At 39.0% G+C, this 25,225-nt stretch carries 20 protein-coding genes; 14 read left to right on the plus strand and 6 right to left on the minus strand.

Features of this window, described 5'->3' with window-relative positions; translation table 11 throughout:
- Positions 1 to 6 precede the first annotated feature (6 nt).
- Together FNH22_RS19670 and FNH22_RS19675 are read left to right on the plus strand one after the other, a co-directional pair.
- Entirely contained in the window at positions 7 to 1,545 is a 1,539-nt protein-coding gene (locus FNH22_RS19670) for an FAD-dependent oxidoreductase (protein WP_143400148.1), read from the plus strand.
- Positions 1,542 to 2,957 (plus strand): FAD-dependent oxidoreductase, encoded by a 1,416-nt coding sequence (locus FNH22_RS19675; RefSeq protein ID WP_143400149.1) that lies wholly within the window; start codon positions 1,542 to 1,544, stop codon positions 2,955 to 2,957. Before FNH22_RS19670 ends, FNH22_RS19675 begins: the two co-directional genes overlap by 4 nt.
- On the opposite strand, the gene FNH22_RS19680 is transcribed toward FNH22_RS19675, so the two are convergent.
- Positions 2,944 to 3,183 carry a hypothetical protein gene (locus FNH22_RS19680; RefSeq protein WP_143400150.1) on the minus strand — a complete coding sequence of 80 codons (240 nt, stop codon included), beginning with the start codon at positions 3,181 to 3,183 and terminating at the stop codon, positions 2,944 to 2,946. The two genes, FNH22_RS19675 and FNH22_RS19680, sit on opposite strands and share 14 nt — an antisense overlap.
- A gap of 957 nt (positions 3,184 to 4,140) precedes the next feature.
- Here FNH22_RS19680 and FNH22_RS19685 point away from each other — a divergent pair.
- The 12 genes from FNH22_RS19685 (at position 4,141) to FNH22_RS19740 (ending at position 18,706) form a co-directional block, all read left to right on the plus strand.
- Positions 4,141 to 6,174, plus strand: coding sequence for a response regulator (locus FNH22_RS19685; RefSeq protein ID WP_185154314.1), 2,034 nt, complete (start codon positions 4,141 to 4,143; stop codon positions 6,172 to 6,174).
- Between the two features lie 93 nt (positions 6,175 to 6,267).
- Positions 6,268 to 9,651: a gliding motility-associated C-terminal domain-containing protein gene (locus FNH22_RS19690; RefSeq protein ID WP_143400152.1), complete on the plus strand. Its 3,384-nt coding sequence runs from the start codon at positions 6,268 to 6,270 to the stop codon at positions 9,649 to 9,651.
- A 2-nt stretch (positions 9,652 to 9,653) separates the two neighbouring features.
- Positions 9,654 to 10,565, plus strand: a complete 912-nt coding sequence (locus FNH22_RS19695) for a type IX secretion system membrane protein PorP/SprF (protein WP_185154315.1) — start codon at positions 9,654 to 9,656, stop codon at positions 10,563 to 10,565.
- A gap of 10 nt (positions 10,566 to 10,575) precedes the next feature.
- Complete coding sequence (locus FNH22_RS32090; RefSeq protein ID WP_185154316.1) at positions 10,576 to 11,280, plus strand: hypothetical protein; 705 nt, start codon at positions 10,576 to 10,578, stop codon at positions 11,278 to 11,280.
- Positions 11,281 to 11,282: 2 nt separating this feature from the next.
- Positions 11,283 to 11,912, plus strand: coding sequence for a DUF2306 domain-containing protein (locus tag FNH22_RS19700; RefSeq protein WP_185154317.1), 630 nt, complete (start codon positions 11,283 to 11,285; stop codon positions 11,910 to 11,912).
- Positions 11,913 to 12,553: 641 nt separating this feature from the next.
- Positions 12,554 to 13,390, plus strand: a complete 837-nt coding sequence (locus FNH22_RS19705; RefSeq protein ID WP_143400155.1) for an SDR family NAD(P)-dependent oxidoreductase — start codon at positions 12,554 to 12,556, stop codon at positions 13,388 to 13,390.
- Between the two features lie 95 nt (positions 13,391 to 13,485).
- On the plus strand, positions 13,486 to 14,397 hold the full coding sequence (locus FNH22_RS19710) for an AraC family transcriptional regulator (protein ID WP_143400156.1): 912 nt from the start codon (positions 13,486 to 13,488) through the stop codon (positions 14,395 to 14,397).
- Between the two features lie 60 nt (positions 14,398 to 14,457).
- The gene (locus FNH22_RS19715) at positions 14,458 to 15,357 is read left to right on the plus strand and encodes an AraC family transcriptional regulator (protein ID WP_143400157.1); all 900 of its coding nucleotides are present in this window, start codon (positions 14,458 to 14,460) and stop codon (positions 15,355 to 15,357) included.
- An 83-nt stretch (positions 15,358 to 15,440) separates the two neighbouring features.
- The gene (locus tag FNH22_RS19720; protein ID WP_143400158.1) at positions 15,441 to 16,289 is read left to right on the plus strand and encodes an SDR family oxidoreductase; all 849 of its coding nucleotides are present in this window, start codon (positions 15,441 to 15,443) and stop codon (positions 16,287 to 16,289) included.
- A 20-nt stretch (positions 16,290 to 16,309) separates the two neighbouring features.
- Positions 16,310 to 17,215, plus strand: a complete 906-nt coding sequence (locus FNH22_RS19725) for an SDR family NAD(P)-dependent oxidoreductase (RefSeq protein WP_143400159.1) — start codon at positions 16,310 to 16,312, stop codon at positions 17,213 to 17,215.
- A 150-nt stretch (positions 17,216 to 17,365) separates the two neighbouring features.
- On the plus strand, positions 17,366 to 17,968 hold the full coding sequence (locus tag FNH22_RS32695) for an Atu4866 domain-containing protein (RefSeq protein ID WP_255518106.1): 603 nt from the start codon (positions 17,366 to 17,368) through the stop codon (positions 17,966 to 17,968).
- 120 nt (positions 17,969 to 18,088) lie between these two features.
- Complete coding sequence (locus tag FNH22_RS19740) at positions 18,089 to 18,706, plus strand: DUF2652 domain-containing protein (RefSeq protein WP_185154318.1); 618 nt, start codon at positions 18,089 to 18,091, stop codon at positions 18,704 to 18,706.
- Positions 18,707 to 18,911: 205 nt separating this feature from the next.
- On the opposite strand, the gene FNH22_RS19745 is transcribed toward FNH22_RS19740, so the two are convergent.
- From FNH22_RS19745 to FNH22_RS19765, 5 genes are all read right to left on the minus strand, one after another.
- The gene (locus FNH22_RS19745; RefSeq protein ID WP_185154319.1) at positions 18,912 to 19,622 is read right to left on the minus strand and encodes a response regulator transcription factor; all 711 of its coding nucleotides are present in this window, start codon (positions 19,620 to 19,622) and stop codon (positions 18,912 to 18,914) included.
- Between the two features lie 175 nt (positions 19,623 to 19,797).
- A complete protein-coding gene (locus FNH22_RS19750; protein WP_143400163.1) occupies positions 19,798 to 20,508 on the minus strand; it encodes a helix-turn-helix transcriptional regulator in 711 nt (236 codons plus the stop codon).
- 174 nt (positions 20,509 to 20,682) lie between these two features.
- Entirely contained in the window at positions 20,683 to 21,399 is a 717-nt protein-coding gene (locus FNH22_RS19755) for a response regulator transcription factor (protein WP_143400164.1), read from the minus strand.
- A gap of 436 nt (positions 21,400 to 21,835) precedes the next feature.
- Positions 21,836 to 23,902 carry a TonB-dependent siderophore receptor gene (locus FNH22_RS19760; protein WP_185154320.1) on the minus strand — a complete coding sequence of 689 codons (2,067 nt, stop codon included), beginning with the start codon at positions 23,900 to 23,902 and terminating at the stop codon, positions 21,836 to 21,838.
- Between the two features lie 11 nt (positions 23,903 to 23,913).
- Positions 23,914 to 25,200 (minus strand): hypothetical protein, encoded by a 1,287-nt coding sequence (locus tag FNH22_RS19765; protein WP_143400166.1) that lies wholly within the window; start codon positions 25,198 to 25,200, stop codon positions 23,914 to 23,916.
- Positions 25,201 to 25,225 lie beyond the last annotated feature (25 nt).

Genomic DNA, 25,225 nt, shown 5'->3' on the forward strand with positions numbered 1-25,225 from the left:
GAGTTTATGAAAGTGCTAATTATTGGGGCTGGTTGGGCTGGTATACAGGCAGCAGCTATGCTAAAAAACAGGTATGGCTGTGAAGTTATTGTTTTTGATCAAAACTCCGATATAGGCGGAACCTGGGCGAAAGGTATTGCTTATAGCCACTTAACCACTCATGCAGCTGCGAGTACTATCGAGTTTATAGGATATCCATTCCCCAAAGACATAGTTTCAAACCCTTTGGACAGAGTTCCGGCATCAGATGTGGTAGAGTACATGAAAAGGTATGTCAACGATGTGCGACTTAGCGATAATATCAGGCTCAATAGTCAAGTAAAAGCAATTGATCAGATCTCTGAAAAAGAGATTCGGTGTACCGTGAGAGATGTGATCTCAGGTGAGAAATATACTGAAAGTGGGGAGTTTGTCATGCTAAGTGGTTTTGGTTTTAAGGCAAAAAAATTCCCTGATATTCCGGGAATAAGCGATTTTGAAGGATCGATATATACAAGTCACGGTGTAAGTGATGCAGTACTGGAAAAATTAAAGAAATCTAATCGTCCCGTTGTAGTGGCGGGTGGTTCTAAAGCTGCTCATGATATTGTAAACATTCTTGTTGCCCAGGATATTCCGGTGGAGTGGGTAGCCCGGAAAACTTACTGGATGTACAATTATGATAAAGGCATCTATCATAGAAAAAAGGGCAGACGATCAAAACCACTTGACAGGCTAAAGGCACTGATAGGCCACCTGGCCTTTGGTTTTTTCCCTAAAACCAGTATGCGTTTTTTAAGGTTGAGCGATCTCATGCTCAACGTACATCCGGAAACGTCTGAAGCCGACTATCATTTGGGAGTAATAGATCACGACATGGTAAAAGTGGCCAGGAGTGTGCCATTTACTCAGGGAGAGATAGTGGCCCTGCAAAAAGATAAAGTAGTAGTGCGTCAGAAGGGTGATGGTGCTCAGAAATTAATATCATGCAGGGCTATTATAGCCTGCTTTGGTACAGAAGTCGCTCCGGATTACCCGAAGTTCAAAGCTAATGAGGAAAAGATAGATATTTTAAAAGCCAGGCACCTCTTCCAGTTTTCCATCCACCACAAACTCCCTCGTCTGTATTTCATGGGACCAATAGCCCTCCGGGGTTTGGGTATGCTCAATGGTTACCATGCCGTACAGCATGCCATTATATACTTATCTAAAATGATGACTGGTGATGAAATAAAGAGAAAGGAAGAACAAGAGGAAAGAATGCTTAAAAGTTTTTTTAAGACAAACGATTTCAAGCCTCAATTGATGAGAGTGGTTTCTGATATTAAAAACCTTATGAACTACTTAAAACTGGTGGATAACATTGGCAAAAAAATGGGATACTCTTATCCTCTTAATTTGGGACCTGTACTACTTCTTTACGGAGCATACTATCAAAATCATAGCAAACCGGTTTATCGAGAGCCCACGGAAAAAGAAGTGATCAATGTTTTTGGGCATCCCCCGAATAAAAGCAATGTAAATGGAATACCAAATGTCCCTACTGACCTAAAGGCAGACTTATGAAGAAAATTGCTGTAATTGGAGGAGGGCCATTTGGCATCTTTTCCGCACTCAAACTTTCTGAAAAAAAAGACCATCAGGTGGTACTATTTGAAGGTTCAAACAAGCTGGGTGGCCTTGCTGCATCAGAAAAGTATAAAGGCCAGTATCTTGACTACACCACAAAGTTCATCCCCTGCAATCAATTCGGCAAACCTGGCATATACCCTCCTTTGGATCATCTGTTAAAACAAAAAGGTGTGTTGTTAGAAGACATAGGAGATTATCATTTCCTGAAAGACAACAAGAAAGCTACGCTCCCTCCTTTTTTTGAAAAAGTATCAAAGTTTCAAATGCTGAAAGAAGCCATGAGGATCTACAAATATTTTTCTGATATCGATCAATATTCTAATATGATAGATTTAGAAAAAGTGGATGGTTTTGAGCGTGGCAAAACTTTCCATGGGCTTTTCGAACAGCTTGGATTGACCACCTACCCGAAAGCCATCGATTACTTTTCTACCATTTTTGGAAACTCTATTGAGGGGGCAGAAGCGCTATCTGTTATTACTTCCAGGAATAGTTATACAAATTATAATTACCTAAAAAAACTCTTCTCAAAAAATGGAATACTGGAATTGATCGGGTCATTCATCGACAAGAACGATTTGCTAAATATGCACACAGCTTTACCCTTTAAATTTCTAATGCTCACTACCGGATATGATGTTTTCCTGCAATCACTGCTTGATAATGTTGAAAATACAGACGTTATGTTGAATCAGACGATAGTGGATATAGATAAAGATGCTGATGCAAAAGAGCAATATCATGTGATCAATGATCAAAAGGAAGTGTTTTCTGGTTTTAATGAGGTAGTTCTGGCCTTACCAATGCAACATTTAAAAAAATTCAGGTACCCATATATAAATGACTTAGTAGCGCCTATAAGATCCGAAAGGCACAATTATATACTTACTTCCTTCTGTAACCTGGAATCTGACAAATTGAAGTATTTAGAAAAAGGCATTTACCTTGACTATAACAATCCACACAAAATAGGAACAAACACAGTCAAAAAGGATGGATCAAAATACGGACTATTTAAGTGCTTTCATGCAGATACAATGTTCCAATCCTTAACCATGGTCAATAACATTGACATTGAGAAAATAGACGAGACATTCATTCACAACAAATGGCATCAAGCTACGACAGAATTTAAGTTCGACCTATCTCGTTCTCAGGTTAAGCCTTACGGATGGCGGGTTGTAAAATGGAATAACCCGTTTGTTCAGGTAGGTGACTTTGATAAAATAGAAAAATTGCACAAGGAGCAAGGAAAACAAGGCATTTGGTTTGGAGGAGAAATTATGAGTGGACCGGGCGTACCTATTGTACTTAAATACATAGAAGACCTTTTTAGTAACACCTGATTACCACTCTTTGCTTACTACCGTGAAGGTTATGCCTGCAGTTGTCGTAATGCCAATCGGTCATATTGATCCTTCCTTTTAGCAACTTCATAAAGAATATCCAATAATCCATCCGATTATGATCAATGAAGTAAAACTGTGTTCCCCCTGTTGTGAGCCTGAACTGCAATATTGCCGTTTCATCCAAGTCAACTGTCTCGACCATGATGAGGTTTCCGCTTTCCATGATGCTTATTATATATTTTAAACTCAAGTATTGATCAACTTTGAAATGTATAATAAACGGGTACTATTAGTACCAAAATCGGAAGCAAAATAATGGGTTTGTCCCTCTATCCGGTAAATCACGACATGCTGGCCTGCCTTCCATGACAAACAGGGTCCCGGTACATCAGAACGTTCATGACCTGAAAATGGAAAACCCAAGAAAAGCCCGGAAGTTTGAATTTCAAGGTAGTTTTTCTTTCGAATTCTTCTTAATATTCCTTATCTAGTCCATACCATTGACGGGGGTTTCCAAATTTGGTTTGAACTTGATCAACTTTTATTAGCGAGACGATTTTATGAGACAGAAGGTAGCAAGTTGAGTTTTTTAACTTTAACCAGTAACATGATAAAGCTGAACATCCTCAATGCGGGCATAACGCCGATAATGGTTTTTGATCAGTCGCGTCGAATTCGATTGGTGAATGTTTCTGCGCTTTTAGCCTCTGGAACTACCCTCCCGTATTTACTCTTCTTTGCTTTCAATGGCCTTTTTCTGGCTCCGGTAGCTTTAGGCTTTTTATTGTGCTTTAGTAGTACATGGCTGTTGAATAGCTATAGGTTTTATAAGCTTTCCCGAAACCTACTCTACATTTTTTCCTGCATGTACCTGTTTACGGTGGCATCATCATTGGGTCGAGAAGCCTCCCATCACTTGATGTTGATTCCGGTACTGCTAAGCGTGGTGGTTGTATTCGAATTTGATGAGAAACTTACCCTTTATTCAATCATAAGTCTAATTCTGTCCGCCTTTTTAATACTAGAGCTAACAGATTTTTCACTTTTTTCAATTGAACTATCCACCCAGGTTCAACGCTATTGCTATTACGGAAGTCTTTCGACAGCCGTTTTAGGAACAGCCATCATAGGCATCTACTATTTTTATTTGTACGGTAAGCAACTTCGCCAAAATGAATTGATGGTAGCTGAAGCCAAAGAAATTGAGAGAACCATTAATTATTTTTCTACATCTCTTTTTGGAAAAAACACAGTTGATGAAATTTTATGGGATGTTGCCAAAAACTGTATTGGCAGACTCGGACTTGTAGATTGTGTGATCTATCTGGTAGACGATGAAAGAAAAACGCTCGTACAAAAAGCAGCTTATGGCACTAAAAACCCACAAGCCTTCGAAATCTATAAACCAATAGATATACCCCTTGGAAAAGGAATTGTTGGAACTGTAGCTAAGACAAAAGAGCCTTTGATAATAGCTGATACCTCTAAAGATAAAAGATACATTCCGGATGATGCTCACCGATTATCTGAATTGGCTGTGCCCCTCATCTACGACAAAAAAGTTATAGGTGTCATCGATTCAGAACATCCTGATAAACATTTTTTCACAGAACATCACCTGAATATTTTGAAAACCATTGCCTCGCTATGCGCCAATAAAGTGATCCGGGCTATGGCAGAAAAAGAACATGAACAAGCACTTAAGATTCAGCTAGAGGCAGAAAAAATCAAATCATTTGATGAACTCAAATCCAAGCTTTTCGCTAATGTTTCACATGAATTGAGAACACCCCTCACACTTATTGTAGGAACTATTGACAGACATACTAAGCAGGGGGAGTCTGATGACTGGAGTGTATTGAAAAAACATACTGACCGATTGTTACGATTAATTAACCAATTATTGGACCTTTCTAAATTAGAATCAGGACAGTTTAAATTAAACCCCACGCCTGGAGATATTTACCAATTTCTAAAAACAGTTGTTGCTCTTTTTTCCTCTTATGCAGCGAATCGCAATGTCAAGATTATTGAAGAAATCCCTGAAGGATCAATGTGGCTAAATTTTGACCACGATGCACTTGAGAAAATATTCTTCAATCTGGTTTCAAATGCTGTTAAATTTACCAATGAAAATACGATCGTAAAACTTAAAGTAGTTGATGCCATACCACTCAAAGTACTGGTTATTGACCATGGAAAAGGTATTTCCCGTCAGGAATGCGATAAAATTTTTGATCGCTATTACCAGATAGATCAAAAATCCTCTCAAGGTACAGGGATCGGCTTAGCACTTACCAAAGAGTTAGTAAATCTTCAGCAAGGCCGGCTTACTGTTGAGAGCACACCTGATGTTAGTACTACGTTTACGGTTATTTTACCCTTAGACAAAACAGAAAAACGATCCCCAGCTATAAATAAAGAACAACCTGATAAAAAAAATACGTTTGAAGAGACTGGTCGTTTTGTGCTCTTGGTAGAAGACAACATAGCAGTGGCTAAATTGATAAGATCTACATTGGAGCAAAAATTTAATATCATACATGCCAACAACGGGCAAGAGGCTATGAACATTGCCAAAAACCGCATACCTGATCTTATTATAAGTGATATTATGATGCCTGCTATGAATGGATTAAAATTTTGTCAATGGATCCGGGAAAATGAATTGACAAGTCACATACCATTTATTTTTTTAACAGCAAGAGCTGATGCTGATACAAAACTAAAGGGGCTTCAAATTGGAGCTGATGATTTTTTGACTAAACCATTTAGTGGTCAGGAATTAGAAATTCGTGTGACTAATTTAATAGTAGGTAGAAATAAACTTGCCGAAAAATACAGAAAGATTATTTCGTTAGAGCCGGGTAACATTGTAGTAACCAGTATAGAAGAGGTTTTTCTGAAAAAATTACTAAAAGTAGTAAGTAAAAACATTGACAACAATGATTTTAACGTAACCGATTTAAGTCGATCCATCGGTGTAAGTAGAATGCAGCTACATCGCAAAATCACTGCTCTAACAGGACATTCAGCGACTTCATTTATCAGGAATCAACGGTTACTTCACGCCTCAAAATTATTGGAAGCCGGGGAGTCAGTATCTCAAGTGGCCTACGCAGTTGGATTTGAGAGCCTGTCATATTTTTCAACGGTCTTTAAGGAAAAATTTGGGGTATTACCTTCAGAGTTTATCAAAGCCAGAGCAAAATAGCCCCTGTTACATTAGAGCAAATCATTGATACATTGTAGCAAACGGTCTCAGGAGGGTTAGATCAACTTTGTGAATCACACAAAGCAAATTAAATTGAAGATAAAAGCTTTTTTAGCACTATCTCTGACCGGCTTATTGCAATTCACCTATTCGCAAACACCGGTTAGTGGCTCCATCACTTCCAATACCACATGGGGCTTAGTAAATAGTCCTTACCAGGTAACAGGAGATGTGACCGTTATCACGGGAGTTATATTAACCATAGAAGCTGGCGTACAGATAAGTTTACCTATTTACACCAATGATATCATTATAAACGGCACATTAATCGCAGTCGGTAACGCTTCGCAGCCGATCATTCTAACTGGTCCCGGGGGCATTGATATTTCGGAGACCAGTAATAATTCCATACTAGAATTTATAGAATACACAGGAGCGGGATTTGTAGGTTCAGGCTTTTTGGATGATACCTTTACAGCGGGGATTTCATTGGGCTCTACTGGCAGTTCGTCCATTAGTAATGCCGTTATGAACGACTGTGATGCTTGTCTGTACGTTTATAATGATTCGGAGCCAGTGATTCATCAATCCACTCTGTCTAATGCAATTGTAGGCATTCGCTCTCAACAGGGAAATCCTACCATTACTAACTCTGCTCTAGACCAAAATACAGTTTATGGAGTGTGGCTGATAAATGGATCGGGTGTTGTTCAAAACAATACTTTTTCCAACAATGGTTCTTCCGGTAAGAATTCGGCTCTCTACATCCAAAACCCAATGTTGGGATTAATTATTGAAAATAATGTTTTTACCTCTAATCATCAGGACTTACTCATAGATGCTGAAATGGCAGATGACGAACTCTATGACACTAACGGTCTAACAGTTATTCAGATCGATTTAGGTACTATTACTGGCAACACTACCTGGCAGAAGCCCCAGGCTCCTGAGACTTGGACTTATGCCATGTCAGCAGGTGCTGTGGCAGTTAATGCTTCCGTCACCTTAACGATTGAGCCGGGAGTTGTCATTCAGCCCACAAATGATATTCAGGTTCAGGGTACAATAATCGCTCAAGGTACACCTTCAGAGCCTATTCAATTTTTTGGGTCAGGAGCTTTTAATTTTTTAACCAATAGTATAGGTTCTGTATTTGAATTTGTAGAGTACTACGGTACTAAAAGTGACGGTGGAGGAGTATTTCGTCCACGAAGTGCTGCCAGTCCGATTACCATTAGGAATTCCCTTATAGACAATTGCCGATTTGGGGTATTGATCGATGGACAAAACTCAATCATAGAGCAAAACACGATTAGCAATTGCGATGAGGCCATACGATCCTCCTCAGCCAGTCCGATCATTACCAATAATTCAATAACAGATAATGAGTTTGGCATTCAATTCACACAAGGAAGCCCTACCATCTCTAATAATACCTTTACTAATAATGGCAGTAGTTTTAATGGATCGGCAGCAATAAAGTTTAATAATGGTATTTCAAACCCCATAATTGAAAACAATTCATTCAGTAACAATACGAAGGATATCATTACCCACCCTGAAGTAATGGATGATGAGTTTTTTGATACGAACGGATTCTCAAAAATTATCATAGATAATGAAGCTGTTGAAAATGATGTAACATGGCATGCGCCTGTGTTACCTGAGGTTTGGGAATTTGAAATGCTAGGAAGTGTTACTGTAAACGCAGGTATAACACTCACGTTGGAGCCGGGTTTAATTATCAATTCGACTGCTTATACCTACGATATTGACGTTCAGGGGACATTATTGGCTGCAGGGACGTCATCATCTCCAATCCAAATAGTTGGAGCCGGTGGCATAGACCTTTCAGAAACCAGCGTAAACTCAGTTATCGATCATTTGGAATGGCAAGGTATAGGTAATACAGGTATTGGGGCCGGAGATCGTACTTTTGGTGCAGGAATTTCCATCGGAGGCACTACTTCTACCATTTCTAATATAGAAATGAACGACTGTAGAAGTTGCATTTACATCTATAATGATGCTACTCCAATTCTAAATGATCTCACGCTTCGTAACGCCTTTTTAGATGGGATGTATGTCGATAGTGGTTCACCAACTATTGCTAACTCCTGCATAACCAATCATGGAGATAATGGAATTGAAAATGTTGGAGGAGGGAGTGTTAATGCTATTAACAACTGGTGGGGTGATGCTTCAGGACCTTTCAATGCCAGTGCTAACAGTGGTGGTACGGGCAGTTCTGTCACTGACGGAGTTGTATTTGCCCCCTGGCTAACAACTGATATCTGCAATCCGGCAATAGCAGTTACCATACAACCACAGGATACAGACCAATGCGAGGGAACTAATGTCAGCTTTTCTGTGCTGGCATCCGGAGTAAATAATCTGCAATACCAATGGCAGGAAGATGAGGGAACAGGTTTCACTAATCTGACTGATGGAGGATCAATTTCAGGGACACGCACCCCTAATCTGGATATATCTTCTATTACACCGTCAATGGATGGGTTGCTATACAGATGTGTAGTGTCAGGGGATAATACCACAGATGAAATCTCTTCTTCAGCAGTCCTTAGCGTAACGGCCCTTGCGAGAATTACTACTAATCCAATAGATCAAACTCAAAATGTTGGTGAATCAGTCAGTTTTAGTATAACTACAAGTGGTGATAACTTAACGTACCAATGGCAAAAGGACGGCACGGATATCTCTAACGAAACAAATCCTAGTCTTATATTGAATAGTATTACCATTAGTGATCAGGGCAATTATACCTGTGTTATCACCAGCAGCTGCAATACAATTGCCAGTTCATCTGCTCAATTAATAGTCAATGATCCTAATATAAGCTTCTCCATCATAGATTCAGAGCAGAATCAACCCATAGCAAATAATCAACAAACCTCCATAAGTTTTGGACAAACAGTCTCAGAGCAAAGTATTTCACGTCGTTTTTTAATAGAAAATACTGGCACCCAAACGCTAAATATAAGTACTATAACTTCTTCTGACCAGGCTTTTGAAATCAGTGATGTCCCAGAACAAGTACCTGTAGCGGGTAGCCAGTCATTTGAAATAACTTTCTCAGCAAAGATACCTGGAGTTTACCTCTCAACTATAAGTACTCTGACGGAATCAGGCTCTTTTCTTTACCCGGTTACTGCTGAAGTAACGGTACTACCGCCTGGCGAAGATCTTATTGTATATAATGCTTTAGCCCCTAACGGCAATGGCAAGAACGACTTCCTGAAAATCGAAAATATTGAATCTTATATAAACAACTCCGTGCAGATATACAACCGCTGGGGTAGCAAGGTCTACGAAGTCTCGGGATACAACAACCAGAGTAAGAGGTTTGAAGGGCAAAGTAACACGAATGGAAATCATGCCTTAATAGAAGGTACTTATTTCTACATAATACAGACAGAAACTGATAAGCTCACAGGGTTTTTATATTTAAGAAGATGATTATGAAAAAAGTAATCTTAGTGATTGTCTTAACTTCTTATGCCTGGTTTACAAACGCTCAACAGGACCCGTTATTAAGTCAATATCAATTTAACCAGTTACCCATTAACCCTGCCTATACCGGAGTGAATGATATGACAAGCTTTGATCTACATTATCGCTCTCAATGGGGAGGAGTAGCAGGAGCTCCAACCACTATTACATTTTCAGGTAACAGTTCTCTTTTTGAGAATAAAGTTGGGCTTGGACTATCACTTGTTCATGATGAGACAGGCGTTACTAAAAACACAAACTTTAACCTTGCTTACGCCTATGAACTGGACCTGTCGAATGATATGACACTATCTTTTGGGTTACAAACAGGTATTCTGTCATTGCGATATAATTTTGGGGAACTCACATTGGACGACCCAACAGATGAGGATTTCACAAATGCAGATGACGGCCTCACAAAATTGAATTTTGGAACCGGACTCTTTATTAGTAATGAAAAATACTACTTGGGGGTTTCGGTCCCAAGATTACTCAAAGCCACGGAAGGTATTGGTGAAAACATAGGAGAACGATACAATCGACACTATTATTTCACCGGAGGACTGATTATAGACAAGTCACAGAGTGTTAAATTGAAGCCTTTTGCTGTACTTCGCCTGGCCGAAGATTCCCCACTTTCCACGGATATAGGCATCAGTGTCTTGCTTGCTGATGTCATTTGGGCTGGAGTATTTACAAGAAATTTTAATGTTTATGGGATTTCAGCTTTTCTCAACCTTAATAATGGTTTTCGGCTTGGATATACTGGTGAACTGACTTCTAACGACTCACCTGCTTCTACCTTCAGCACTCATGAAGTTTCTGTAGGTATTGATCTCGAGTTGTTCGCTAACCAGGCTGTAGCAAGAAGATATTATTAGAAAAGTAGCAATGAACAAGTATAAAAGCCTTCATTTATGGATGATTATCCCTTTTGTATTGATGCAGAGTGGATTCATAGACAGCTACTGGATAACCTGGTCAGATGAAGATTGGTCTACCCATATTCATGTCTTTAGCGCCATGTTTTGGTATATACTCCTTATCGTACAGCCGTTCTTAGCCACGCACGGAAATATTCAGACTCATCGTACCTGGGGTATCATCGGTTTTTTTGTAGCTGGTGCTACAGTTTCCAGTGCCGTTTCCTTTCTATGGCAAGATGTTAGTTTTGGTGATGCCGGAGGTTTTGGCGAACCATTCACCGAAGGTTTTTTCTATGGGATAGTACTGGTGGAGTTAATCATGATGACGGGTTTTGCAGTAGCTGTCATTATGTCAATCGTGCATAGAAAAAGAACCGATGAGCATGTTTTATGGCTTATATCCACCATTTTTTATATCATGATGCCTGGACTGGGAAGAGGACTGGAATTTCTAATATTTACTTTCTACGGCCCTTATGCCTGGCTGGCCCTGTCCATCTGCTCGGTACTTATTATTATAACCTTGCTCATGATTGGGTGGCGGTTGAAAAAAATCATGCACCCTGCCATTCTACTAGGAATTGTGGTCAATATACCTACGTTTTTTGTCTATTGGATTGGTCAGCAGGCTTGGTATGTAGATTGGCTTCAGCAATTTATGAAGTACTAGCAATGAATAAGTATTTAAAGATAGCGCTATGGTCGATTATACTGGCTCTCAGCTGTTGGTTCTACTTTGAAAGCACAAAACCTTACTTTACAAATGACTTACAACCTCGTAAAATAGCCATCAAACCCTGGTTGGTCGCCCATTTTATCGGAGCATTTTGCACACTATTTTTAGGGCCGCTGCAGTTCTGGCCAAGACTTCGAAAAACATACCTCTCTCTTCACAGAACTTTAGGCAAAATCTATATTATAGGATCTCTTTTAGGAGCTTCCACTGTGTTTTACCTACTTTTCAACGGATACACTTTATCCGGTGGAATTCCTTCCTTGTTTATACTGGCAATCTTATGGATATTCATGACTATAGCCGCATGGATATCCATTCGAAATCGGGATATTGTCAACCATAAAAATTTTATGATCCGAAGTTATGTCTTCGGGCTTGCCTTCCTCTTTATTCGAGTTTTTAATAGGCTTGATGAATATGGCTATAATCTTTTCCCTTATATAGAAGATGGGCTAATGCGATACACCTTGTATGAATGGATGTGCTGGGTTTATCCTCTGGTAATCACAGAAATGATTTTGGTCTGGTGGCCTGCACTTAAAGAAAGAGCTAAAACGACCTTATGAAAGCATTTCACTTCCCAGCCCTGATGATTCTAATTTCTAATAGTAGCACCAATGACCTCCTCCTGACTTCAGCACTCCTTTTACTATGTTTATTATTTAGCATAGTACCTTTTTCTCATCTTTCCCTCTATTTTTTCCAACATTATTGAGAAAATGATGAGAAATAAACATGTTTTTGCTCGTTATTGTCTGAGGAAACTTATTATCATCAAAAAATCATCCATCTATCAGAAAACACTTTCTACGTCAAACAAACATATCATGTGGAATATGCGAATTTGCTGAAGTTAAGAAAGTAGATGGAAAATATCTGAGAGAAACTCAAAACTCTTAAAAAAGCAGTTTTGGTTAGTTTTTCTTTCCAGTTTCTTAATGGTCTTTCCTACCCCACCCATATTAATGAGGCAGATTTCCAAGTTGATTTTTAGATTTAATTAAATGTCTTTCCACAAAATGAATTCGGATAAGAGATAAATAGATACGAATCAAAGACCAAGCATTCTCCTGTTCAGTTCCGGCAATCTTTAAACTGGGAGAACTACCTACAATTTCCTCATTTTGACTACATCCTTCCTCAATTAGGCTACAGGAAGGCAGAAGGGACTGTCGACCTTTGATACCAGAAACTAAATAATAAAATCATGGAAAATCAAAAGGAAAAAAAGGTTTGGTTCATCACAGGCTCTTCCCGCGGATTTGGTCGAATTTGGACAGAGGCAGCACTTGAGCGTGGGGATAAAGTAGTCGCAACAGCCCGTAAACTAAGTAGCATTGCAGACCTTCAGAAAAAGTATGGAGAAAGTGTTTTGACTCTTGAACTTGATGTAACAAAGCCAGATCAGGTTAAGACGACTATCATCCAGGCACACGCACATTTTGGAAAACTTGATGTCATCCTGAATAATGCAGGTTATTCACTTGTAGGCACTGTTGAAGAGGCCCGTCTGGACGATGTAAGAGCACTCTATGATACTAATTTGTTCGGAACACTCTCCGTTGTACAAGCAGTACTACCATTTTTAAGGAAGCAAGGAAATGGTCATATAATTGGAGTATCCAGTAGCCTTGGTCATGAGTCCATGCCGGTAATTGGGTATTACTGTTCTACAAAATGGGCATATGAAGCCATTCATGAAAGTTTGGCTGCAGAGATCAAAGCCTTTGGCATCAAAGTATCCCTTATTGAACCAGGAGCCTATGCTACAGAATTTGGTAGTCCTGAATCTTTGAAGATGTCGGAAGGACTAGATATCTACAATGATTTTAAAGAGCAATTCGTTAATGGTTTAAGAAATATGGAAAGGGGGAACCCGAATGCTACACCCGAGGCAATTTTCAAAGTGGTAGATGCTGAACAGCCACCATTACGACTTTTACTGGGTGATCAAGCGCTACCTTCAGTTCGCAGGGCCTACAATGAAAGACTTGCCACATGGGAAGAATGGAAAGAGGTATCTAATGCCGTGCAAGGTAATTAGGTAGTTGTAGCACAGAAACAGATAAAATATTGTTTAACTTATGATAACGATGACCAGTCATAGTCGCTGTTGGTTATCGTTATCAATTTCTAAAAATGAAAAAAAGAATAAATACACCACGGAAATTTGATTCATTATCAGACTTTCATAACGCGTTTCGATTACCCAAGCCTATCCATCCACTGATAAGTTTTATTAATTTGGAAGATGCAGACGTTTCTACAAAAGAGCCCTTTGACTTTTTTACGCTTAATTTTTACAAGATAGCTTACAAAACGTCGCTCTGTGGGACTGCCAAATATGGACAAAACTATTACGACTTTGGAGAAGGGGGGTTGATCTTCACCGCACCAAATCAAGTATTTGAAAGCCCGAAAAAATCAGCCTCAGGTTATATTTTTTTTATACATCCTGATTTTTTACTCACCTATTCACTTACCAGAAAAATCAAACAATACGGTTTTTTTTCCTATGCAGCCAACGAGGCTTTACACCTTTCAGCTCAGGAGAAAGATACCATTATGTCTATTTTTAAAATAATAGATGAAGAGCTGAAGGGCAGAATAGATGATTTTAGCCATGATGTAATTATTTCTCAAATAGAATTATTACTTAACTACAGCAACCGATTTTACAATCGTCAGTTCATCACGCATAAATCTGTTTATAAAGATCTACTGGTTAAGATGGAGGAGCTTTTAAATGACTACTTCGATGATTCAAAACCATTAAACGATGGCTTACCAACAGTTCAATACCTGGCTGAAAAGGTTAACGTATCTCCAAGCTATTTAAGCGATATGTTGCGATCCCTTACAGGGCAAAATGGTCAGCAGCACATCCATCAGAAATTGATAGAAAAAGCAAAAGAGAAGCTGTCCACTACCAGTTGCTCCGTAAGTGAAATCGCCTATGCATTGGGTTTTGAACACCCTCAGTCGTTTAGCAAGCTTTTCAAATCAAAAACGAATTATTCACCTATCGAATTTCGACAATCTTTTAACTGACAAACAGCATAAGCCTTAAGGTCAAGCCCAAAGTATGTTTGAATTTTATAACTTTGTGCTATGAATTCATTGGAGAGCATAGAAGAATTTTACCGACGCAAACTCAATTGGGTGCCTGATAGCGTTCGTAAGGAAGTGGGACATTTCAATGTGTTCAAGCTAGCGCCTTTCGTGGGCACCAATGCTAAACCGGTACCATATAGCCGAAGGGATTACTATAAAATAAGTCTTATAAAGGGGAATAATAAGGTTCACTATGCTGACAAAGTAGTGGAGATAAAGCAAAGGGCATTATTATTCGCTAACCCGCAAGTACCCTACAACTGGGAGGAAATCGACAAAATACAATCAGGCTATTTCTGTGTGTTTACAGGTTCATTTTTTAATCGCTTTGGTAACCTTACCGATTACGAACTTTTCCAACCTAACGGATCGTCCATTTTTGAGCTTTCTGAAAATCAAGCAGATGAAATAAGCCAGGTCTATGAACGCATGTTTGATGAAATTAACTCCGAATACATGCATAAATATGATATTCTGCGCACGCTTGTCTTTGAATTAATCCATAAAGCGTTAAAAATCAACCCTTCTCTTCACAAGGTCAAAAAATCTCTGAATGCCTCACACAGGATTACAACCCTTTTTTTAGAACTTCTGGAAAGACAATTTCCTATTGAAGATACCCGTCAGCGGTTAAATCTTCGAACACCTGCTGCCTTTGCAGACCAATTGGCCATACATGTAAATCACCTCAACAGGGCGCTGAAGAAAACAACACAAAAATCTACATCAGACATTATTCAGGAGCGTATTCTGCAGGAAGCGAAAATACTGTTAAAGCATAGTTCCTGGAATATTTCTGAAATCGCCTACGCTCTTGGCTTCAATGAAGTCACCCATTTCAACAAGTTCTTCAAACAACATCAGACGTTAGCACCAACATCTTTCAGAAATGTTTGATTTTGATAAGTTATCATTTACTTAGTATAATGAGAAGATAAGCTTCAGTACCAACTTTGTCTTATAATTAAAAACCAAAAATTATGAGCAAAAACAAAGTATGGTTAGTAACAGGAGCGTCGAAAGGGCTAGGCCTTATATTGGTAAAAAAGCTTCTGTCAAGCAATTATCGCGTGGCAGCTACTTCTCGCACAGTAGCTTCACTCATTGATGAAATTGGTGACGTTTCGGATAGCTTTTTTCCTATCGAAATGGACGTTACCAGCGACAACAACGTCAAAGGGTCAATTAACAAAGTTGTTGACCACTTCGGAACAATTGATGTAGTTGTGAATAATGCCGGGTTCGGTCAAATAGGAACGCTGGAAGAATTGAGTGACGGAGAGGCAAAAAACAGTTTCGATGTGAATGTGTTTGGTTGCCTGAATGTAATCAGGCACGCCACTCCGATCTTAAGAAAGCAGGAATCAGGTCATATTTTTAATATTTCCTCCATTGGTGGTTACATTGGAAACTTCCCCGGCTTCGGCGTGTATTGTGCTACCAAGTTTGCAGTATCAGGGTTTACAGAAGCACTAGCTGAAGAAATGAAAGGGTTTGGAGTAAATGTCACTTTGGTATATCCAGGATATTTCCGTACCAATTTCCTTTCAAAGGGCTCGGTAAAAACACCTGTAAATCCTATCGAAGCTTATTCGATCGCAAGAGAATCAGAACAAGCGCACTTAAACCAGATCAATGGGAATCAGCCTAATGATCCGGAAAAAGCGGCCGAAGTAATGATCGCCGTTAGTGAGCAAGAAGCCCCACTAGTACACTTATTTCTTGGAAAAGACGCCTACCAATACGCAGGCACTAAAATCGATCTTATTCAAAAGGAAATGGAAGGAAATGAGGCATTGGGTACCTCTACCGAAATACTAAGTGAATGATCAACAAAACATTAAATAAAATGGCAAGTAATCAAAAAACAGTCTTGATAACCGGAGCAGGTTCCGGGATGGGATTACATACCGCTCAGACACTTGCCTTGTCGGGATTCAAAGTTTATGCCGGCATCCGAGACCCAAATGGTCGGAATAGCCATAAATCCACCCGGCTAAGAGAATATGTGGAAGGGCACGGAAAAACTATTGAAATCATTGACTTGGATATTCACCAGGATGCTTCCTGTCAGGCAGCCGCAAACAAAGTGATAGAAAAAGACGGAAGTATTGATGTGGTGATCCATAATGCTGCGCACCTTTTTGTTGGGTTTTCAGAAGGGTACACTCCTGAGCAACTTCAAAGTTCACTAAATACCAATGCCGTTGGTGCACATAGGCTTAATCGTGCTGTATTGCCTTATATGAGGAAGCAGAAGAACGGGATATTGATTTATGTGGGTAGTGGGATTACTAACTTAATGGCGCCATTTACTGCTCCATATGTGATAGGAAAGGCGGCCTTCGATGCTTTAGCAGAAAGTACTGCTTACGAAGTAAGTCAATTTGGCATTGAAACTTCTATCATGATGCCAGGAGTCTTCATGGAAGGGACTTCACATTTTGAAACAGCAGAATTTCCTAAAGACGAAGAGGTGTTGAAACAATATAACAGGCTCAAAAAGGATTATGACAATTATGAGTCCGGACTGAGAAACCTTTTCCGATTTGGAGATGCTCCCATCCAGGGAGTCGCTGACAAAATCGAAGAGTTGCTTCTGCTTCCAAAAGGTCAAAAGCCTTTACGTGTTACCGTAGATTATTCTGATTACCTGGCCGAACCGGGGAATGCGGTAAGAGAAACCCTAACGGAGCGGGTATTTAGAATCATGAATTATTCCCACTTGCTGAAAGTAAAGACGGATGAAAATTAATCATTGCAAGGGTTGGAGAATACCATTCTTCAACCTGTTTCTAACCCTCATACTACCCTTCTCTTGCCACGGGCAGGAAGAAAATACCGATGGAATGAATAGAGAGCAGACAAAAAAGAACAAGCTGATAATAGAAGGGAAATTTGAGAAATGGGTAGAAAGGAAAATTTCTTTGACCTGCTGGGCAGGAACGTAGAATGGACGGTTGCAGGCAGAAGCACACTTAGCAGAACTTACCATGGAAAGGAAGATTTCCTGAAAAATGCCGTACAGCCGGTAGTGGAAAAATTTAAAACACCAATCCAACCTAAACTAATAAGCCTTACTGCTGAAAACAATGTGGTTTGGCTTCATTGGGAAGGGAAAGCCATTACGCTTACCGGAGAAACTTACCAAAATCAGTATGCATGGAAGCTGCTCATAAAAAATGATAGTATCACACGGGTAACTGCATTTTTAGACACTTATGAATTAGACAAACTATTAGAGATGAAAACTAAGAGCCATAAAACAATAGAAGAAACAAAAGAATACATTGGTATGTGGGTAACTCAGGATGGTTACGTCCGACATGAATTACTTCCTAATAACCGATACGATGAAGCACGCGGAAATAGAGAGCAGGCCTACCAGGGAAGTTATAAGGTATCAGGCAATCACATTGATTATCAATATGATACTGGATTTACAGCTGATGGTGAATTCAAAACCGGTATTCTCTATCATGCGGGTATGGTTCTTTACAAGAAATAAGCAAGCCTCATTTGCTCAAACCTTCTCAATTTGGATAGCAAGTCCCTTGATTTGGCTACATACATCAAAGGACCAATTGAGATCTTTGAAATGTAAACTTTAAATCCGGATAAGATGATTATGTCTCTTGATAATCCTTTGACAACACGAAATGCAAACACGAAAAATGGCACCATTATTATCGTTGACATTAGTGGATTTACTGAATTTGTTTATAAAACCCGGTTGATAGAGGGAAAGGATATTCTTCTTCGGTTGCTTTCATGCATCATCGAAAAAAACAAGTTAGGATTGTGTATTTCAGAGATCGAGGGAGGTGCCGTGCTGTTCTACCATTTTGGCACTCCTCCTTCTTTTAAACTTTTGCTGGACCAATTCCGGGTTATGAATGATTACTTCATGAGACATATTGAGAATATCAACAGCACATTGGACAGCCCGTTGGACCTTTCGTTAAAGATGATCGGACACTATGGTCCGCTTACTCAATATCAAATTGCCGGGTTTAGCAAATTATTTGGACGAGCAGTATTAGAATCACACTTACTTTTGAAAAATGCCGTGAATAGTAATTCATATGTCTTATTGACAAATGATTTTTTGAATCGTGCTTCTTTCAATTTCAATGAACCAAACTTTTCATACTATGAAAATGAGCAATGTGAGATGCTAAGAGGTGTAAAAAAATTATGCTACCGTTTTTATGATTTTTCCTGTCAAACCGGTACTGCTTGGTGACTGGACTTGCAACAAAAAGCTGGACAAATGATTAAGCGCATTTTGAATAATTGATTTTTACAGATTGACAACAGGCATGATAATTTTCATTATGAGCTTACAGGAATGGGCATTTAACCCTTGGATCATCGGAGTTATGGAAATGATTTTGGCTCTTTTAATTCGCTGGCAACTTTTGTAAAACTCTACAAAATTCACACGTACATTAAACCAGGTTAAAAGCGTTTGTAAATTGTATAAGGTGGGCGAAGTTTTTAAGGCCGAGTTTTCTATTAATGTTTTTTCTATGATTTTCCACAGTTCTCCTGCTTATAAATAATTCTTCACTGATCTCAGGGTTATTATGCCCCCTGGCCAATAATCTTAAGATCCTTTTCTCCTGTTTTGTAAGTGAGGCAAAACGTTCAAAGTTCTTTTTCAGAAATTCATGTTCGTCCAGGACTGTGGAAATTTTATCAGCAATATTATTAATATTATTAACTGGAAAGGTTAATGCGATGCACTGTTTTTCACCAAAGAGCTTGGTCACCGTAAAATGAAGGTCAAATTCGTTTTTGCCAACGTTTCTGGTTCTTAGTCTTTCGAAAAAACTCATCACATTACTCGGATCTGCATTACTCAGAAATGATAAGATGGCTGCAATATTTTTCTCCAGATCACCGGGGTGACACATTCCCTGCAAAGCACTCATACCGTTCTTCAACACCTTTTCTTCGCTAACAGGAAAGAACTTCGAGACTTCAGGGTCAATGTACTCTAAAGCAATCGTTTTGGCATTATTTAGATGAAGGAAACAGGGGATCATTTCCTTAATATCCTGCAATTTCATTTTATTTTGTGATAGTGCATTCTCAACAACAAAAAGGCTTTTTCCGACGGATGAAAGTGCGTCTTGTTCTGTATAAATCTTTTTCATTTTCATGGTTTAGGTGCACCTACATTGCTAACTGAATCAAGAAAACTCTTTTTAAAACATAGGTTAAAATGTAAAAGTGGAAAGGACTTAGGAAAAATTTGGATCATAGCCGTGGCTTTCAAACAGATACAAAAAATGACTCATATGACAAAACAAGATTTAAACACTTCTTGCTTCAAATAAGGTTGAAGGTCTTCGTGTATTTTATGATATCGTGAAAGTTTTTTATGTTGAGTTTTCTATTGACGCTCTTCCTATGATTTTCTACCGTTCTCCTGCTAATGTGCAGTTTTTCGCTGATCTGAGGATTGTTGTATCCCTCTCCCAATAATTTCAAGATGTTTTTCTCTCTTTTAGTAAGTAAAGCAAATTGCTCAAAATTCTTTTTAAAGAAAGCGTGTTCATCCAAAATATCAGAAATCTTATCTGCGGTATTATGAATATTGCTAACGGGGATGGTGAGTCCTAAACATTGATCTGCGTTGAGAAGTTTAAAAACAGTAAAGTGCAAGTCATATTCGTCTGTACCGGCTTTTCTTTTTCTTAATCTTTCAAAAACACTGATCACCTTGTGTTGATCGGGAGTCCCAAAACAGGAAGATACTGTGTCCGTAACCTTAAAGACGTCTACAGGATGACATACTTTACGTAGGGCAGCCATACCATCCTCTTGAACATCTTCATCGGATATTGTAAAGTATTTGGAAATATCCGGATCAATATACTCCACTGCGGCTGTAGCAGAATTATTAAGATGGAAATAACATGGTACTAGATTTTTAATATCTTCAATATCCATAATGTGAGAAGCCAAACCGTTTCCTACTACAAACAGGCTTTTTTCAACTGTTGCAATCGCGTCTTGTTCAGTATAGTGTTTTTTCATATGAGGTTGTTGGGTCCATCTTCGACCGGATAGATTTGAGAACTGATTTTCAATGACTTATTGGTTTATCATATTGAATGACACAACTGGAAATGCAAAAGTTGGAAATATTGAAAGAAAAACTTACACGGAAGTCACAGAACAAAGTAAAACCCAAAATCTTCTGTCAGTACGCTACGACGTATAGAGATTAAATGCCCTGGCAAATTCTATCAGACTTGCTAAATTCTTAGTCTCCAACTTCTTATTAATCCTTTTTCTATGGTTTTCCACAGTCCTTCTACTAATAAACAGTTCTTCACTAATCTTTGGATTATTGTATCCCATCGCCAATAATTTCAGGACTTTTTTCTCTTGCTTGGTTAGTGAGGCAAATCGTTCGAAATTTTTCTTCAAAAAAGCATGTTCGTCAAGAATTGAAGAAATCTTACCCGTTATATTATGCACATCATGGACTGGGAAGGTCAGCACGATACACTGTCTTTCATTGAACAATTTGGTGACCGAAAAATGAAGGTTAAATTCATTTTTATTGCGTTTGCGTGTTCTCAGTCGTTCAAAAAAACTCATCGTACTACTGGCACCAGCAGTACTAAAAAAGGAATGTATAGCGGCAGTGTTTTTTTCGAGATCTCCAGGGTGGCATACTTCCTGTAAGGCAGCCATACCATCTCTTTGGACTTTCTCTTCTGTAATCCTAAAGAATTCGGAAACATCAGGATCAATGTATTCTAAAGCAAGGGTTTCCACATTATTGAGATGAATGAAACAAGGTATCAACCTTTTAATGTCCTCTATATCCATCATACCACTGGATAAATGGTTCTCCACTACAAAAACACCTTTTTCGATAGACGAGAGTTGTTCAAATTCAGTAAGACCTTTCCCCATGCTAATGCTTTAATCAGTTACGTTATCATTAGTTAGGACAAGTTAAATCAGCAACCCCCCCATAAATCATATGTATTATTTTACAATAAAGCCTCACTTACCATGTTCCAAGTGATAACAGCCCTTGGATCCTTCATACCTTGGGTTTCCAGAAAGCTCAAAACCACGCCTTATCAACCTTATTCCAGAAACTTAAAATAATAATGTAGATATACATCTGAGTGTATTTATCAATACATATAACTAACTGTCATGACACATAACGGCTTTCTGCCATTCGCATGACTCTAATTTCACATTGGTTTTGAGCTAATTATATCAAATAACACAGTGTCTTAACCATAAGCCATCCAGGTAGTGAGAAATGGTGTCGCTTCAACAATACGTCAGAATAATTCTGGTTCGTTATACTATTTTTCGAATCAAAGTCCCCCTATCAAAACCTGACATTTAACCCTAGGTTGATCGTTCTTCTTCTCAAAGGAACGTATAGGCCATCTCTGCTTAACGGTATAAACGCTTCATTATCCAGCACATTCTCAGTAAGTATATAGACCTCAAAGGCATCTCTCAAAGTATATGACACTGCTAGATTAGCCATGAAATATCCATCTGTCGCACGCTCAGCATTTATATTCATGCCAGGCTCCACCTCTCGCTCCCCTCTGTAAAAACCGGATAAATTGACATTAAGAGCGTCCCAATTCAGGTTTATGCCTCCATTTATGTAAGCTTCCGGTATATAGAGTGACTTTTCTCCTGAAACTTGATCCTCACTACGGAGCCGGGAAGCATTCAAGAAAAAATAGTTCTGCTCCTTCCAGGTATATTTCATTATTAGCTCTACACCACTTACTTCTAATTCACCATTATTAGATGCAACAGCAATCGTTTCATCCAGTTCCGATGCTATATAGCCAATCCGATTATTGAATTTTTCAAAAAATGGATTGACCATTACTTCAAAACCTTTGTTTCTGAATTTTACTGAAATCTCATAAGTAGAAAGCTCTTCAAATGTCAGGTTCTCATTTCCATACAATAATGGAAGAAAACTATTACCTTGAATCTCGTAACTTGAAGGTGGCCTTACTGCTTTGGAATAAAGTGCTTTTATAATGAAATTGTCATTGGGCAAGTAGGCCAGCGCCATCCTGGGATTAAATGCAGTGATGGAGGTACCTTGAAAGTTTTGGTAGTTATCCAATCTAAAACCAAGAAGTAAGGACAAATTATCTTTTGGGTTCCAGTTATTTTCACCAAATAGCGAATAGATAGTGCGATCATCATCAGGAAGATCAATATTAAAATCCCGTTTTCTTTGATCCGTCACATCAATGAAAATATTAGCATCGTTCAGCTGACTCAAACTATGGTCATATTGCCCTTCTCTTTCTACTTTAAACCCCGCGTTCAACGTATTTTCACCTAAAAACTTGAAATCTTTGAGATAATCCAGTTTTAGATAGTAATTGTAATTGTTCAAGGAGGTGCGAAATGGAACATTTATTCTTTGGTCCACACCCACCGGAATGAATTCATCGAGGTTGAACGTATTTACCCTGCTAAAGACAGATGCTCCTGCAGATAGTTCAATGGCATCGACAGGAGCGTATTTGATATAATTGTGAAAGGTAGAAGCTTTATATCCATAAAGATCTGAGCTCTCTGAAAGGCTCAAATTTGAAAATAGTGCGTCCGCCTCCACGTTCTTGTACCAGGACCCGATTTCCATTTTCTCATCGGGAGATTTTACATTTGCTGTAAAGCTTATTGCTCCTCTGATGCCATCCTTCAGTTCAGCTTCATCGCCTAACTGATCTGATACATCCTGATCGGGATGGGATTGGCCTTTGTCATCAGCATATTGAAGGCTTGTCCCCAAATGCCATCCATCAATATTCTGGCCATGATTTACGGTAAACCGCTTGGATTGCAAACCATCTTCACTATTGAAACCGGTATTCAGATAAACCTCTGTTCCCATTAAACCGGCATCTTTCGTTATCACGTTAATGGTTGTCAAAGCACTACCCCCCATAAGTGGTGCGGGACTGGTGCTTATCTCTATTCGTTCAACGTTTTCCAGGGTAAATTGCATCCCTGTATAGGGTGAACCGAATGTGGATTCATTAAATTTATTTTCTCCATTAAACAGTATTAGTATTTGCTGATTAAAGTCTGATAATATCCCCCTGGAATATATACCTTCGCTCACCGGGTCGCCATACTTGAAATAGGTAGGGACCACATCCATTCCCGGTACCATAACATTCAATGCATCTCGTAAGGTTCTGGCTTGTAAGGCCCGGATCTGTTCTTTATCAATAACAATTACCGCTCCTGGTATCTGATCCGGATTCTTAACCGTTTTTGAACCTACAGATATCTCGATTTGCATCAACTCTTCCAGGCTCAATTTCATGAGATCCTCATCTGAAGCCTGAGCCATGAGCCGGGTCATGCCGGCCAGCATAATTAAACTAAAAAATATATTTTTCATCTTATGTATCGTTATCGTAAAGTATCCAGCCATAATGCAGTCCAATCATCCATTGGATCCACTGCCCCAATAAAAGTGACAGGAGTAAACCATTGATCTATAGTAGAAGGGTCAAAACTACCGGCAGCTATACCGATAAACCCTTCCAAAACCGGTTCGGAATTGAAGAGATTGGATGGATCGTTCAAAAACGCATCTGCATTGTTAAAATCCCGGGCATTGACATCGCCCACGGCGTTAGCAAAAACAATCGAGTGCTCTACGTTAAGTGTTTTGTCATTAACAAACACTGCCGAAGCTTCATCTACATCAATGCCGTGATTAGAAAAATTAGTGACAATAGCATTATAAATATGTCCTCTGGTGCCATTTCTTAATTTAATGCCAATATTTTCGTCATCCGCATCTTTAGCCCCTATAAGTGTTATGTTGGAAAGGACAGGATCTGAAAAGGGAAGAGCATTAATATCACCACCATTATTATCAGCTTCAATAGCCCGATCACCTTTAAAAGGATCTTGCTGAGCCACCCAAAACTGTCCGTAACCGCTCCACCCATAGGTCCAGTCAAAAGCATCATCACCGTTACCCAGTGATACAATGTACCTTGCATTTACAGTTCCTCCAAAAAATTCAAAGCCATCATCTTTACCATACAAGGCTTCTACATATTCTATTACCGTGCTTCTGCCTACCCCATTGAGTGAGATACTATTCAATTCGTTCTCCTCGCCTAGCTGCTTACCGGCATATTCTACAATCACATACCTAAGAATTCCGGAGTTATCTTCAGTATCGGTACCACCGTATAAACCAGTGTCACCTTCTCCCTGAATTTCTCCGCCAGCCACATTAATGGGAGCCCTTCCATTGAGAATAATACCTCCCCAATCACCAGGCTGTGGAATACTGGTAAGCTTACGTATAGTGGTAAAAACAATAGGTTGGGAACGGGTCCCCTCTGCTAACAGACGACCACCTCTTTGAATAGATAAAAAAGCTGTTTTCTCGTTAAAAGCAGCATATATCTTAGTACCGGGCTCTATACTTAATGTAACACCTTCATTGACAAAAATACCTCCATCTAACAACCAATTTCGGTCACTTGAGAGTGTAAGGTTCTGGCTTATCGTACCTCGTAATTCGCTAAAGGTTAGATTACCAAGCTTCACTTCAATAATCTCCAGATCTCCTATTTTTTCTATAACCGCTACCTCATCCAGGTCGTTACACGAAAAATCTATCACACTGATTAACAGCATAATGATTAATTTACTATACCCTTTCAATCTTCTCATGATAATCCTTTTTTTTGCATATTTC

Origin of the sequence: Fulvivirga sp. M361, assembly GCF_007097395.1 — a bacterium.
Lineage (GTDB): Bacteria > Bacteroidota > Bacteroidia > Cytophagales > Cyclobacteriaceae > Fulvivirga.

Coding starts and splice junctions, on each gene's coding strand:
- FNH22_RS19670 (WP_143400148.1), top strand. CDS start 7: ATGAAAGTGCTAATTATTGGGGCTGGTTGGGCTGGTATACAGGCAGCA.
- FNH22_RS19675 (WP_143400149.1), top strand. CDS start 1,542: ATGAAGAAAATTGCTGTAATTGGAGGAGGGCCATTTGGCATCTTTTCC.
- FNH22_RS19680 (WP_143400150.1), bottom strand. CDS start 3,183: ATGGAAAGCGGAAACCTCATCATGGTCGAGACAGTTGACTTGGATGAA.
- FNH22_RS19685 (WP_185154314.1), top strand. CDS start 4,141: ATGGTAGCTGAAGCCAAAGAAATTGAGAGAACCATTAATTATTTTTCT.
- FNH22_RS19695 (WP_185154315.1), top strand. CDS start 9,654: ATGAAAAAAGTAATCTTAGTGATTGTCTTAACTTCTTATGCCTGGTTT.
- FNH22_RS32090 (WP_185154316.1), top strand. CDS start 10,576: ATGAACAAGTATAAAAGCCTTCATTTATGGATGATTATCCCTTTTGTA.
- FNH22_RS19700 (WP_185154317.1), top strand. CDS start 11,283: ATGAATAAGTATTTAAAGATAGCGCTATGGTCGATTATACTGGCTCTC.
- FNH22_RS19705 (WP_143400155.1), top strand. CDS start 12,554: ATGGAAAATCAAAAGGAAAAAAAGGTTTGGTTCATCACAGGCTCTTCC.
- FNH22_RS19710 (WP_143400156.1), top strand. CDS start 13,486: ATGAAAAAAAGAATAAATACACCACGGAAATTTGATTCATTATCAGAC.
- FNH22_RS19715 (WP_143400157.1), top strand. CDS start 14,458: ATGAATTCATTGGAGAGCATAGAAGAATTTTACCGACGCAAACTCAAT.
- FNH22_RS19720 (WP_143400158.1), top strand. CDS start 15,441: ATGAGCAAAAACAAAGTATGGTTAGTAACAGGAGCGTCGAAAGGGCTA.
- FNH22_RS19725 (WP_143400159.1), top strand. CDS start 16,310: ATGGCAAGTAATCAAAAAACAGTCTTGATAACCGGAGCAGGTTCCGGG.
- FNH22_RS32695 (WP_255518106.1), top strand. CDS start 17,366: ATGGGTAGAAAGGAAAATTTCTTTGACCTGCTGGGCAGGAACGTAGAA.
- FNH22_RS19740 (WP_185154318.1), top strand. CDS start 18,089: ATGTCTCTTGATAATCCTTTGACAACACGAAATGCAAACACGAAAAAT.
- FNH22_RS19745 (WP_185154319.1), bottom strand. CDS start 19,622: ATGAAAAAGATTTATACAGAACAAGACGCACTTTCATCCGTCGGAAAA.
- FNH22_RS19750 (WP_143400163.1), bottom strand. CDS start 20,508: ATGAAAAAACACTATACTGAACAAGACGCGATTGCAACAGTTGAAAAA.
- FNH22_RS19755 (WP_143400164.1), bottom strand. CDS start 21,399: ATGGGGAAAGGTCTTACTGAATTTGAACAACTCTCGTCTATCGAAAAA.
- FNH22_RS19760 (WP_185154320.1), bottom strand. CDS start 23,902: ATGAAAAATATATTTTTTAGTTTAATTATGCTGGCCGGCATGACCCGG.
- FNH22_RS19765 (WP_143400166.1), bottom strand. CDS start 25,200: ATGAGAAGATTGAAAGGGTATAGTAAATTAATCATTATGCTGTTAATC.